We start from the raw sequence: 13055 nt of genomic DNA, 5'->3' as shown, positions 1-13055 counted from the left end.
GCCGATCGAATAGAAGGGGCCGGCGCGCGACAGCCGGCCTTTGTTTGCTCCGCGTCACGGCTACGGAACGTACCGATTGCCTCGTGCTGCATACAGGCGAGGCAATCACCTGCAAAATTTTCATTGTCTTTTACAGCGGTCATAAGAATTAGAAACAATTCTTTCTGGAACTATTTCCCTCAGTGCAAGCTCTGAGCATGACTTGCAACAGGGAGCAGTTCCATAAAGACAATGAAGAATCGATCATATGTATCGCCCACAGCTTCGCTAAGCCTTCTCTCCATTTCGCTCAGCGCATTGCTCATTGGCTGCGGAGGCGGCTCCGGTTCCAGCCCAAGCTCTTCCAGTTCCGATGCCTCGTCGAGCGTCGAGGCGCCGAATTCCAGCGTCGTTGCCAGTCCGGCGCCCTTGCCGGAAGTGCTTGCGCCTGATGCGGCGCAGCCGCCATTGCCCATGCCTGCGAATGTTGCCAGCGGCAGCACGCTGGAGCTGCAATGCGGCCGAATTTATGTCGGCACGCTGGACCTTGCAGGCAAGTCGGATGTGACGGTAAAAACCGCCGGCGGCTGCGGCAAGGCCGTGCTGACGCCCGGTCAGGCAGTCACCGGCTGGACCCGGGAGCAGGGAAATATCTATTCGGCGCTGATTGCCTTCGACGCGGCACAAGTCCTCATCGATGGTCAACCCATCGCGCTGGCGCATTGGCCGAGCAGGGCGCAAACCTGGGCGAAGGCATCGAGCTCGACTGCCAACAGCCTGAGCTATGCGATGCCGAATGCCGATCTCGCCGGCGCGACTCTGGTATTCCGGGCCTACGACTGGTCGATCGATGCACGCCGGATCACCGCCTATTCGAACGGCACGATGTCGCTTGCAACTACCGGCAATCCGGCCTACGACGGCTATGCGCCGAGCGGCGCCGCATCCTTCTATGTGGAAGGCAAGCTGTGGATGCTGGATGAGCCCGGCGAGTGGGCCGTCAGCGGAGGCCGGCTCTACGTCTGGACGCCGGACGGGCAATCGCCGGAAGGAAGGGCCTGGGCATCGCCGAACCAGAACGGCATCGAGGCCTCCAACTCGCGGAACATCACGGTCGACGGTGTGCGCGTGTTCGGTGCCGCGAACGGCATCAACGCGCCCGGAGCGACGGGACTTGCCGTCAGCAATGCCGAGATCATCAATGCATCGGAGAACGGCATCCTGAATTCCGGCGGCTCGGGCCTGTCGGTAAAAGACAGCAGCCTGCGCAATGTGCGCCATGACGCCATCATGGTGCGCTGGGGCGGCGGCGGAGAACTGATCCGGAATTCGAGCATCGATGCTGCCGGCTCCATCGGCATGCCGACCAACGCCCATGCCGCGATCTATCTTGCCTCCAGCAGTGGTGCGCAAATCCTCAACAACAGCGTCACCAATTCCGGCTACATCGGCATCCGCTTCTTCCGCAACGCGACAGTAACGGGCAACACCGTCGATACCGCCTGCCTGGTGCTCACCGACTGTGGCGGGTTCTACGCAAACGCGGATGACAAGCAGCCGCTCAATTCCCGGGTCGAAGCCAACATCATCCGGAATGTCGGCGGCACCCAGCGGCTCGCCTGGGGCATCTTCCTGGACGGCTCGGCCAATGCGGTGACGGTCGCAAGCAACACCATCAGCGGCAATGCCAACGGCATGATGATCTTCAACAGCTTCGGCAACACTGTCACCGGCAACGCCTTCTCGCAAAGCCATCAGACGCATGTCGAAATCGGGGAAACCGGGGATGGCTCGAACGTCCGCAACATCGTCGTCAGCGGAAACCGCTTCAGCGCCAGGATTGGGGAAGAAACCTACCGCATCGGCAGCACGCTCAACCCGGCCGCCGCAGCCCAGTTCGGCACCTACAGCGGCAACGACTACGCCAGTTCCTCTTCCGTCTTCGCCAATTACAACGGCGAGGCACTGAGCTTCGAGCAATGGAAGGCCAGGACCGGGCAGGACCAGTCCTCGACCTTCAAAACCCAGTAGCGGATCGCGGGCAGGATGCGCAAGGCGCGGCCAAACGGGTACAATTCCCCGGCCGCGAATTGCGGCATTCCTGTCGAACGAGATCCGCAATGCCGCGCCTGAAACTTGAATTCCCCGAAGACCAGTACTGCTATTCCACCCAGCTCACCGTCCGGGTAACCGACATCAACGGCGCCAACCATCTCGGCAATGATTCGATGATTTCGATGATTTCCGAGGCGCGCGCGCGTTTCCTCTACGACTTCGGCATCCATGACACGGCGGAAGAGGGCATCGGCACCATTGTCACCGACCTCGCCACCACCTACCGGGCCGAAGCCCATGCCCGCGACCAGCTGCTGTTCGAAGTCGGCGTCATGGATTTCAACAAGTACGGCGGCGACATCATCTTCCGCATCACCCGGCCGCGCGACCAGGCCTTGATCGCCATGGCGAAGTCCGGCTTCGTTTTCTTCGACTACAAGGCGCGCAAGGTGACGGCGATGCCGGAAGGGTTTTACAGCCGGTTTGCCAAGGTCAACTGGGTGGCTTGAATGGAACAAAGGCTGAGCCCATCCACTGTGCTGATGCTCGTGATCCCGCCTTTGCTATGGGCGGGCAACGCCGTCGTCGGCCGCATGGTGAACGAGATGGTGCCGCCGATCATGCTCAACTTCCTGCGCTGGGTGCTCGCCTTCGTGATCCTGCTGCCGCTCGGAGCCTCTGTCTTCCGCCGTGGCAGCGGGCTGTGGAAATACTGGCGGCATTTCGCACTGCTCGGCCTGCTGAGCATCGGTCTCTACAATGCTTTGCAATACATGGCGCTGCAGACTTCCACGCCGATCAACGTCACCCTGGTCGCTTCCAGCATGCCGGTGTGGATGATGCTCGTCGGATGGATGTTCTTCGGTGCGGCCGTGTCGCGCACTCAAATCATCGGTGCCGTGCTGTCGATTGCCGGCGTGCTGCTGGTGTTGAGCCGCGGCGAGTGGCGTCAGTTGCTGGCGATGCGGCTGGTGATCGGCGACATCTTCATTCTCCTTGCGACCATCGCCTGGTCGTTCTACAGCTGGCTGCTGACCCGCTCTGTCGGGCCGGATGCCATCCGGCGCGACTGGGCTGCGTTCCTGATGGCCCAGATCAGTTATGGCTTGCTGTGGTCCGGCGCGTTCGCAGCCGGCGAATGGATGATGGGCGCGCGCCAGATCGAGTGGAGCCTGACCCTGGTTGCGGCGCTGCTGTATGTGGCCATCGGACCGGCGATTCTCGCCTTGCGTTTCTGGGGTGCCGGAGTGCAGCGCGTGGGCCCGAATATCGCCGGCTTCTTCAATAACCTCACGCCGCTGTTCGCCGCCCTGATGTCCTCCGCCTTCCTCGGCGAAGCGCCGCATGCCTACCATGCTGTCGCCTTCGCTCTGATTGTAGGCGGAATCGTGTTTTCCTCCCGGCGCTGAAGCCGTACCGGCGGGCCGCCGCGTTCCCGCAGCCTGCCTTCCTGCCTTCCTCCAAGGGTTTTCCTGGTTTTACCCAACAAGCAAAAAAAATCGAAACCAACCCTTAATTTCTGTACCGACTTGCCGTTATTGCCAAAAGACCCATAGAGGCCATCGAAGCCCGGGTTCGGCTCAGGACCGCCTTGCGTCGCCGGAGCCGGCGAATGACAACTTAGAGAGATCAGGGAAAAGAAGAATGAAAAACCAGTCCAGCTGGCGCTCGGGCTTCCTGGCCGCCTGCGCGCTCGTTTTGTGCCTCCTGGCGAGCGGATGCGCTACCAGGTACACCGTCGACGACGGCAGCCCGGTCGACGAAAAGCTGCTTGCCGCGATCCGCACCTACGGCAAGGCGGAACAGACGCTCCGGCCGAGCATCATCAAATCCGCGCAACTCAAGGACAAGGATTGCGACAAGCAATGGGAGCTGCCCTTCGTCGTGGCCAGTTCCTACGATCTGCCGCGCATGGAAAGAATCGCCTGGGTGCGCGGGCTGCAGGTCGACGAGCGCCTGACGATCATCGCCGCGACGCCGGAATCCGGCCTGCAACCCGGCGACAAGATCCAGCGGATTGACGGCACCAAGGACGACGCCGACGAGTTGTTCGAAAAGCTGATGGACCTGCGCGACGATGGTGATGAATTCACGCTCACGCTGTCCGACCTGCGCAAAGTGAAGATCAAGCCGATCGAGGTCTGCCGCGGACACGTCGAAGTCACCAAGCCCAAGGATCCGAATGCCCAGGATTACCACTGGCTCAAATCCACGCACGCAATGTCGATATTCGAGCAGGACCTGACGCCGGATGAGGCGATGTGGGTGGTGCTGTGGACGCAAGGCTTGTCCGAAGAAGCCGGCGCGCGCATGAAAACCTATCACTACGGCATGAAGGTGGTGAAAACCACGCTTACCGTCGCCAGTATCGCCAGCGGCGTGGGCGCTGCAGCCAATGCGGCGTCGGCGGCAGCGGCCCAATATGCCGCCTCCGAAGCGGGCAAGGCGGCAGCCCAGGCAGCGGGCAAGGAACTCGCCAACTACGCGGCGGAGCAGGTGGCGGACGCCGTACGGAAAAAGGCGCTCGAAGCCGCCATCAAGGAAATCGCGAAGGCTACCGCCCAGGAGATTGCCGTGGGCGCGCTTCGCACCGCCGCCATCTTCAAATCCAGCCTGAGCGGCATTTCATGGGTGGCCGGCACCGGCTTCTACATGGCCGACAAATGGGCCTTCGACCGCATGGCCAGGCTCGGTGCCGATCCGCTTGCCGCCTACACCCTGCATTACAAGCTTGCCTCCCGCTCGCAAGCCGAGAATGCCTTCGTGTTCGACGAAGAACGGCTCGCGGGCATGATCAAGCTGGCCGAAGCGGGCGGGGTCGGCGCCAAGGCGAAGCTGGCGCTGGCCGGGGGCGACCCCCATGCCGTGCAGGTGATCACCGAAGGCATTGAGGCGCCGGCCGCGCTCGAGTCCTATGCGATCGAAGAAACGCAAGCGACGGAAGCCGAAGCTAGCCTTGCGGAGGCTTCCACGGCAACGCCGGCATCGGAACAGAACGCCGTTGCGGAAGCTGATCCCGGGCCGCGCCCGGCGCCTGAAGCACCTACAAGCACGGTCGCCGCACAGCCATAAGTCCCGCCATCCGCAGATTCTCCATCAGTCCGGGCCCGGTATATCCAGGTCCGGCGACAACCATACGGCCATTGAAAACGAAAGGAAGATCGCTGCCCACTGATTCATTCAATCCATTTTCACCTGCTCTTTTTTAATTGCTTATTCAAGACTCATCATGAAGAAAATCTTTGCTGCAATCGCTGTTCTCGGAACCTTCGCCGCATCCGCGCATGCCCAGTCCGTCGGTATCACTGCTGAAATCGGCACCTCGGGCGCCGGCCTGCACCTGGTTGCACCGCTGATCAAGGAAACCCTCAATGCGCGCCTCGGCTTCAACGGGCTGAACTATTCCTCCGACTGGGATACCGAAGACGCAACCTACGATGCGAAGCTCAAGCTGCGTACCTTCGATGCCTTGCTGGACCTGTATCCGACTTCGACGCAGTTCCGCCTGACCGGCGGCCTGGTCTACAACGGCAACAAGGTGTCGGCCACCGCCAAGCCGGTTGCGGGCAATACCTATACCTTCAACGGCCGCACCTACAGCGCGTCGGACGCCGGACAAGTCGACGGCAACATCGACTTCAACAAGGTCGCCCCCTATGTTGGCATCGGCTGGGGCAATGCCGTGGGCAAGAACAAGGGCTGGGGATTTACGGCCGATGTGGGCGTGATGTTCCAGGGTTCGCCCGATGTCAATCTGAAGGCTAGCGGGTGCGACCCAACCATATGCTCCCAGCTCGCATCCGATTTGGAGCGGGAAAGCCAGGACTTGCGCGACAAGGCCAAGGATTACCGGTATTACCCGGTGGTGCGCGTCGGCCTGACTTACAAGTTCTGAGGTAATTGGTCGAAGATTGTCCTGGGGCGGCATCCCGGAAGGGATGCCGCCTTTCTTTTGCTCATCTTTCCGCTCCCTCCGCGGCGCGGCACACCCGATTTGTCCATCACGGCACTTGTCGGTAAACTATGCTGCGCCAGACTTGACTGGCATTCCGGTGAAGGGAGCCGCCTCTGTTTCCGCTAATTAAAGTCGATAACGTCACCCACCTCATCCAGCTCGCCATCGCGCCGGTTTTCCTGCTGACTGCAGTGGGCACCATCATCGGCGTGCTGATCAACCGGCTGTCGCGCATCGTAGACCGCATCCGGGCTCTCGAGGAAAGACTGCACCGGCAGGAAGTCATGAATATCGAGGCGACCCGGCATGAACTCGAAGTGCTCGGCCGGCGTCTGAGGCTGATCTATCTGGCGGTGACTTGCGAAGTCTTTTGCGGATTGTTCGTCGGCCTGATCATTGCGACCGCCTTCATCGATGCCTTCCTGGTGGCCAATCTCTCGAGCATCATGGCCGGGCTGTTCATCCTCGCCATGTTCGCCTTCATCAGCGGCCTGATCGTATTTCTGCGCGAGATTTTCCTGGCGGTGAACATTACGTGGGAAAGCATGCGCTGACCTGCCCCGCAGGCCGTCGCAACAACTGAGCGCTTCGGCCGGAATGCTCCCGGTACACGAAGCGCATTTCATTTCATGCTACCGAAAGAACGTCAATGAACTTGCTTTCTGTCCTCGCCGCGATTGCGGCCGGCGCCGCGCTTTCCATCCAGGTCGGTGTCAACAATTCGCTGCGTTCCATCATCGGCAGTCCGATCCTCGCTGCCTTCGTGTCTTTCAGCGTCGGCTCCCTATGCCTGCTGGCCTATGCGCTGCTGACGCGCGCGCCCTGGCCGTCGCTGCAAACCGTTTCCAAGGTGCCGGTCTGGGCCTGGCTTGGCGGAGCGCTCGGCGCCTACTACATCGCGACCTCGATCTTCGTCGCGCCGAAGCTGGGCGCGGCCAGCCTGATCAGCATCCTGGTGACGGCGCAGTTGTGCACTTCGCTCATCCTCGACCATTTCGGCGCGGTCGGCTTTGCCCAGCACAGCATCAATGCCTGGCGCATCTTCGGCGCGCTGCTGCTGGTCGGCGGGGTGGTGCTGATCGTCAGGAACTGAATGCTTTTCGCTTTAGAACGGCTTCTTCGCGCCGGAGAAGAAAGTAGGGTGCGCCATGCGCACCCTACAAAAAATGGCTCCCGAAGGAGCCATTTGCATGAAACGGAAGCGGCGCGGTGTCAGCCCTTGCGCCCGGAGCCCGAAGACAGCAAGGCGTGCAGGATGATCGCGCCGAAGGTCGCGGTCCCGATCCCGCCCAGCGAGAACTGCCCCAGCTTCAGGGTGAAGTCGCCGGCGCCCAGCACCAGGGTGACGGCTGCCACGATCAGGTTGCGGTTATCCGAAAAATCGACCCGGTTTTCCACCCAGATACGCGCCCCGGCGACGGCGATCAGGCCGAACACCACGATCGACACGCCGCCCAGCACCGGGCCGGGAATGGTCTGGATGACGGCGCCGAATTTCGGCGAGAACCCGAGCACCAGTGCGATCACCGCGGCCACCACGAACACCAGCGTCGAATAGATCTTCGTGACCGCCATGACACCGATGTTTTCCGCATAGGTGGTAACGCCGGTGCCGCCGACGCTGCCCGACAGGACAGTGGCCACGCCGTCGCCAACAAAGGCGCGTCCCATGTAGCGGTCGAGGTTCTGGTGCGTCATGGCGCTGACCGCCTTGATATGGCCCAGGTTTTCCGCCACCAGGATCACGGCCACCGGCGCCAGCAGGGCCATCGCATCAGCCTTGAATACCGGCGAGACAAAATGCGGCACGCCGAACCAGGCGGCATTGGCCACGCCGGAAAAGTCGATCGGCTTGCCCAGGCCGGCTCCATTGGTGAGCACGGCATAAATGAGATAGGCCAGCAGCAGGCCGATGAGGATCAGCAGGCGCTGCACCATGCCGCGCGTGAACACCGCCACCAGACCGACGCAGAGTATGGTGACCAGCGCCATCCAGGCATCGAAGCTGTTGCCGGAAACGCCCTTGACCGCGATCGGCGCCAGGTTCAGGCCGATGACGGCCACCACTGCGCCGGTGACCACCGGCGGCATCAGCTTTTCGATCCAGTTGGTGCCGATGGCCATCACTACGAGGCCGATCAGCGCATAGACGATGCCGCAGGCGACGATGCCGCCGAGCGCCACCCCGATGTTCGGATTCGGCCCCTGGCCGCCATAGCCGGACACCAGGATCACCAGGCCGATGAAGGCGAAGCTCGAGCCGAGGTAACTCGGCACCCGCCCGCCGACGAACACGAAGAACAGCAGCGTGCCGATGCCCGACATGAAGATCGCGAGGTTGGGATCGAAGCCCATCAGCAGCGGCGCCAGCACGGTGGAGCCGAACATGGCCACCACGTGCTGGATGCCCATCGCGATGGTCTGCGGCCAGGGCAGGCGTTCTTCCGTGCCGATCACGGCGCCTTGGCCGTCACCGGTGCCTTGCCGCACGCGCCATTGGGGGAAATACGTCATCAGGATTCTCCGGGTGATCCGGCAGGCTTGCGCAGCAGACCTGCAATCCTGGCACCCACCGGTTGTTGATTGAAAATTTTGCACCGGCAAGTGTATTGACAGACATGAAAAATGACAACTTCGACATGATGCTGTTGTGTCCCGATTCGCTGTCCTATAGTGATTTTGTGGCATCCCTGCATGAGCCGTGCACGGATCAGCGCGCTCCGGGCCAAACCGGCATGCCGCGGGAGCCCGAAACGATCATAAGCAAGAATAGGAGATGGATGATGGCAACGCCGACCTGGAATGTCAGTGGTCAGTATTACGAGACCTGCAGTTGTGATTACGTTTGTCCATGTGTTCCCGGACGCATGGCGGTCAAGCCGAGCAAGGGTTCATGCACCTTCGCCATGGCGTTTCAGATCGAACGCGGCCAGTTCGGGGAGCAGCCCCTCGACGGCCTGGGCTTCATCGTCCTCGGCTTCACGCCGCAGGAAATGGCCAAGGGCAACTGGACGGTTGGCGTCATTGCAGACGAGCGCGCCAGTGCGCCGCAACGCGAAGCGATCGCTTCGATCGTCAGCGGCGCGGCGGGCGGGCCGATGGCGGCACTTTCCGGCCTCGTCGGATCGTTTGCCGGCGTCGATTTTGCACCGATCCGCTTCGACCGGGATGGCATGAAGTGGTCCGTGACGGCGCCCAAGCTGGTCGACATGGCAGCCGAAGGCGCGACCGGGCTGAACCCGGATGCGACCGAACCGCTCTATCTTGAGAACACCGGCCATCCCGCCGTCGACCGCTTTGCGCTTGCCCATGCTGCACGCAGCCATGTGCATGCGCTCGGCTTCGACTGGGATGATGCCGGCGGGCGCAACAACGGGCAATACGCGCCGTTCTCGTGGCAGGGCGCGTAGTGGCGGTGCCGGACGGAGTGCGGATCGAGTCCCTGAGTGCGGTTACGCTGGCAACGCGCGACATGGCAAGCGCAGTGCGCTTCTATGAAGCGCTGGGCTTACCGCTGAGGTATGGCGGCCCGGATGCGGCATTCACCTCGTTCACGGTCGGCCCCTCCTTCCTGAACCTGATCGCCGATGCGCGCGCGTCAGGTGCATGGTGGGGGCGCGTCATCCTGTATGTCTCGGACGTGGATGCCATGTATCGCAAAGCACTCGATGCTGGTCTCGCGCCCGCGTTCGCGCCGCTGGATGCGTCCTGGGGCGAACGCTATTTCCATATCGCCGATCCGGACGGGCATGAACTCAGCTTCGCGCGGCCGCTCGGCTGACGGGAGCGCGGGATGCGGCGCCGATCCCCGGTCACGCAGGATGGGGGATGGGCGTGAAGGGCGAGTCGTAACCGACGTTGCTCTTCGACGGGTCGGAAGTATAGATATTGATGCCGTCGTCGTAATAGACCTCCGGCTCCTTGTAGTCGGGAACCATCAGCCCCTTCCTGAACCGCCCGCCGTGAACCTTGGCCATGACGCCGGCATCGAGTTCGCGGGCATTGTGCAAATCGTGGATGTGGATGGTACTCATGATGTTTCTCCTTCAGGCTTGGTTGAGTTGGCTGCCATTCGTGCGTCGACAGGTGGTGCACGACGCCCAACTTCAGCAGCCTTCATGCCAGCCGTGCAGCCTGGCGTGGAGAAACCATGCAGAAGCTTGAAATGAAAGCGTTTTTTCGATGCAGTCCTGGCGTATGCCAGGCTTGCAGGCCGTGATCCGCATGGAAGAAGAGTCGGACCGGGAGCGTCTTGTGCCGCTTCGGCGTTGGTTTCCGCCCAACAGCTGCGGAAAGCGTGTTGCTACCGCTCGCGCAAGGGATCGAGCAAATGCCGCAAGGCGTTGTGGTCGAGTTCATACATCAGCGCCAGCAGCGTGCCGAGTTCGCCACGCGGAAAGCCCTCGCGCGCGAACCAGCCGAGGTAATGGCCGGGCAGATCGGCAATCAGCCGTCCCTTGTACTTCCCGTAGGGCATCTGGCGGGTGAGCAAGAGTTGCAAAAGTTCAGGATTCATCGTGATTGAGATCGACTGCCTTTTGCAGGATCAAAATGAAGGACGGCACATTGTGCCAAATCCTGAGTCTATCCTGCGGCAGGAGGAAAATCATTCCCTGACGTCCGGAAGATAAGATCGGCGACTGGCGTCGCAAGCAAGGCCGGATGGCGGCTCTTGCCGCCAGGCCACTTGGCCTGTCATCCACCTGATTTTCTTAGAGGAGCTTCAGTGTCGACAATGATTCGGCGCATTGCCATCAATACCGGCGGGGGTGACGCCCCGGGCCTGAATGCCGTCATCCGGGCGGTCGCCCTTTCCGCCAACAAGCGCGGCTGGGAATGCTATGGCATTCGCGACGGCTTCAACGGCATCCTCTCGCCCGAGCGCTATCCGGAAGGCGCCGTAGTCCGTCTCACCCTGGATCGGGTGCGCGGCATCGCGCATCTGGGCGGCACGATCCTGGGCACGACCAACAAGGGCAGCCCGCTGCGGTTTCCGATGCAGATGCCGGACGGGAGCATCCGGGAAACCGACCGGACGGGCGAGATCGTGGACTTCTTTGCGCGGGAAAAGCTGGACGCCCTCATCTCCGTCGGCGGCGACGGCTCGCTGGCCATCGCCCATGCCTTGCATCGCAAGGGCTTGCGCGTGGTGAGCGTGCCCAAGACCATCGACAATGACCTCGACAAGACCTACACCACCTTCGGCTTCGATACCGCGGTGTCCTTCGCCACCGAATGCCTGGACCGCCTGCACAGCACGGCCGAAAGCCATCAGCGCGTGATGGTGGTGGAAGTCATGGGCCGCTATGCGGGCTGGATCGCGCTGCATGCCGGCATTGCGGGCGGCGCCCACAGCATTCTGATTCCGGAAATTCCCTTCGATGTGGAGAAGGTGGCGGAGCGGGTGCGCGGCCGCGACCGCCTCGGGCGCATGTATTCCATCGTGGTGGTGGCAGAAGGGGCGCATCCTGTCGGCGGCCACCGCGAAGTGCTGGAAGCCGCCGCCGCCGGGCATTCCGAACGCCTCGGCGGCATCGGCGAACGGGTTGCCGCCGCATTGCAGGAGCGTACCGGCAAGGAAACCCGGGTGGTAGTGCTGGGCCATCTGCTGCGTGGCGGCAGCCCGACTGCCTTCGACCGCCTCGCCGCGCTGCGCTTCGGTGCCGCTGCAGTGCGTGCGCTGGACCAGGGCCGCTCGGGCGTAATGGTGTCGCTGGCCTTCCCGAACGTGGAATATGTCGCGCTGGAAGAAGTCACCGGCCGCATGAAGGGCGTGCCGCTGGACAGCGACACGCTGCAGACTGCGCGCGACATCGGCATCAGCTTTGGTGATTGATCACGGCCTCTGCAGCGATGGAAACGCTTGCGTCAGACATTCCCGTCATCCTGTTTGGCGCATTCGACCGTCACAACTTTGGCGATCTGTTGTTCCCGCATGTGGCTGCGACCATGCTGGGCGAAAGGAAGCTGGTGTTCGCCGGTCTGGCAAGTCGCGACCTGCGCGCCTGCGGCGGCCATCAGGTGCAAGCGATCGCGCAAATCGCCAAAGAATGGGGCGAGCGACCGGTCGACATCATGCATGCCGGCGGCGAATTGCTGACCTGTACTGCATGGGAAGCCGCCGTGATGCTGCTCGAACCCGCCCAGGCGCGGCAGGTGATCGCGCGCTTCGATGCGCATTCTGAAGGAACAATGCAATGGGCGCGCGAAGAACTCGGGCTTGCGGGACATGCGCCGTACACGGTGCCGCGCAGTCTGTTTCCATGTGCACGCCATATCATCTACAACGGCGTCGGCGGTGTCGATTTCGATGCCTGTGAACCGGCCATGCAAGCGGAGGTTCTCTCAAACTTGAACGCTGCGGATGCTGTCGGCGTGCGCGACAGGCGAACTCAGGTCTTGCTGCACGCAGGCGGTGTCGACACCCGGCTGCTGCCCGATCCCGCCGTCATGACGGCCGAACTGTTCGGCACAGAGATCCGTCGCCGCGCGCAGGAGGGGGAAGTTGCTCAGCTGCTGTCTGCCTTTCCGCATGGGTATGTCGCGGTACAGTTCAACACCAGCTTCGACGATGATGAAATTCTGGGCGAACTCGCCACCCAGTTCGACGATCTTGCGCGCGAGCAAGGCGTGGTCCTGTTCCGTGCCGGCACCGCGCCCTGGCATGACGAGCTGAAATGCTACCGGCGGCTTGCGGCATGCATGCGGTCCCCGCACGTCAGAATATTCACGTCCGTCCATCTGTGGGAAATCTGCGCCCTGATCGCCAGCAGCCGCGCCTATTGCGGCAGCAGCCTGCATGGCCGCATCGTCGCCATGGCTTTTGGCATGCCGCGCATTAATCTCATGCATCCTGTGCAGAGCGGCCGGCTGACCAAGCAGGATGCCTTCGCCGCCGCATGGGAAGAGCAGGGCATGGCGACGACCGTGGATGTATGGGAAACCGCCCGGGGAATCCGGCAAGCCATGGCGGTGGACCGGATGCGGCTTGAAGAAAAGGCGGGAGAACTCGCGGCAGCGTACCGCGCAGGCTTTGATGTGCTTTGCAGGAAGTTGCGCGCATGAA

Annotated in this window: 15 protein-coding genes; 11 read left to right on the top strand and 4 right to left on the bottom strand. The window is 62.1% G+C overall.

Going from position 1 to position 13055, the window contains the following annotated elements:
* Positions 1–179: 179 nt before the first annotated feature.
* Positions 180–482, bottom strand: a complete 303-nt coding sequence (locus HGHM_RS23425) for a hypothetical protein (RefSeq protein ID WP_161603799.1) — start codon at positions 480–482, stop codon at positions 180–182.
* Here HGHM_RS23425 and HGHM_RS18725 point away from each other — a divergent pair.
* From HGHM_RS18725 to HGHM_RS18695, 7 genes are all read left to right on the top strand, one after another.
* Complete coding sequence (locus tag HGHM_RS18725) at positions 454–2010, top strand: right-handed parallel beta-helix repeat-containing protein (protein ID WP_019143103.1); 1557 nt, start codon at positions 454–456, stop codon at positions 2008–2010. The genes HGHM_RS23425 and HGHM_RS18725 overlap by 29 nt on opposite strands.
* A gap of 89 nt (positions 2011–2099) precedes the next feature.
* A complete protein-coding gene (locus HGHM_RS18720; RefSeq protein ID WP_019143102.1) occupies positions 2100–2543 on the top strand; it encodes a thioesterase family protein in 444 nt (147 codons plus the stop codon).
* Positions 2544–3443 (top strand): DMT family transporter, encoded by a 900-nt coding sequence (locus HGHM_RS18715; protein WP_019143101.1) that lies wholly within the window; start codon positions 2544–2546, stop codon positions 3441–3443.
* A 235-nt stretch (positions 3444–3678) separates the two neighbouring features.
* The gene (locus tag HGHM_RS18710; protein WP_019143100.1) at positions 3679–5106 is read left to right on the top strand and encodes a hypothetical protein; all 1428 of its coding nucleotides are present in this window, start codon (positions 3679–3681) and stop codon (positions 5104–5106) included.
* A gap of 157 nt (positions 5107–5263) precedes the next feature.
* Complete coding sequence (locus HGHM_RS18705) at positions 5264–5929, top strand: hypothetical protein (RefSeq protein WP_019143099.1); 666 nt, start codon at positions 5264–5266, stop codon at positions 5927–5929.
* A 173-nt stretch (positions 5930–6102) separates the two neighbouring features.
* Positions 6103–6543: a DUF2721 domain-containing protein gene (locus HGHM_RS18700; protein WP_026076196.1), complete on the top strand. Its 441-nt coding sequence runs from the start codon at positions 6103–6105 to the stop codon at positions 6541–6543.
* A gap of 95 nt (positions 6544–6638) precedes the next feature.
* Entirely contained in the window at positions 6639–7082 is a 444-nt protein-coding gene (locus HGHM_RS18695; RefSeq protein ID WP_019143097.1) for a DMT family transporter, read from the top strand.
* A 119-nt stretch (positions 7083–7201) separates the two neighbouring features.
* On the opposite strand, the gene HGHM_RS18690 is transcribed toward HGHM_RS18695, so the two are convergent.
* Positions 7202–8503, bottom strand: a complete 1302-nt coding sequence (locus tag HGHM_RS18690) for a solute carrier family 23 protein (RefSeq protein WP_019143096.1) — start codon at positions 8501–8503, stop codon at positions 7202–7204.
* A 266-nt stretch (positions 8504–8769) separates the two neighbouring features.
* Here HGHM_RS18690 and HGHM_RS21905 point away from each other — a divergent pair, with 266 nt between their 5' ends.
* Together HGHM_RS21905 and HGHM_RS18680 are read left to right on the top strand one after the other, a co-directional pair.
* Complete coding sequence (locus tag HGHM_RS21905) at positions 8770–9399, top strand: DUF1326 domain-containing protein (protein ID WP_034349383.1); 630 nt, start codon at positions 8770–8772, stop codon at positions 9397–9399.
* Complete coding sequence (locus tag HGHM_RS18680) at positions 9384–9770, top strand: VOC family protein (protein ID WP_051155346.1); 387 nt, start codon at positions 9384–9386, stop codon at positions 9768–9770. Before HGHM_RS21905 ends, HGHM_RS18680 begins: the two co-directional genes overlap by 16 nt.
* Positions 9771–9801: 31 nt before the next feature.
* Here the strand turns inward: HGHM_RS18680 and HGHM_RS18675 are convergent, their stop codons facing one another.
* Complete coding sequence (locus tag HGHM_RS18675) at positions 9802–10023, bottom strand: hypothetical protein (RefSeq protein WP_019143093.1); 222 nt, start codon at positions 10021–10023, stop codon at positions 9802–9804.
* Between the two features lie 269 nt (positions 10024–10292).
* Positions 10293–10505: a DUF3820 family protein gene (locus HGHM_RS18670; RefSeq protein ID WP_019143092.1), complete on the bottom strand. Its 213-nt coding sequence runs from the start codon at positions 10503–10505 to the stop codon at positions 10293–10295.
* A 219-nt stretch (positions 10506–10724) separates the two neighbouring features.
* Between HGHM_RS18670 and HGHM_RS18660 the strand changes: the two genes are divergently transcribed.
* Positions 10725–11825 (top strand): 6-phosphofructokinase, encoded by a 1101-nt coding sequence (locus HGHM_RS18660; protein WP_019143090.1) that lies wholly within the window; start codon positions 10725–10727, stop codon positions 11823–11825.
* Positions 11822–13054 (top strand): polysaccharide pyruvyl transferase family protein, encoded by a 1233-nt coding sequence (locus HGHM_RS18655; RefSeq protein WP_245549299.1) that lies wholly within the window; start codon positions 11822–11824, stop codon positions 13052–13054. Before HGHM_RS18660 ends, HGHM_RS18655 begins: the two co-directional genes overlap by 4 nt.
* Position 13055: the final 1 nt, after the last annotated feature.

The organism is Noviherbaspirillum massiliense JC206 (assembly GCF_000312045.1).
Taxonomy (GTDB): domain Bacteria; phylum Pseudomonadota; class Gammaproteobacteria; order Burkholderiales; family Burkholderiaceae_D; genus Noviherbaspirillum; species Noviherbaspirillum massiliense.
This window is presented reverse-complemented; position numbering and strand designations above follow the sequence as displayed.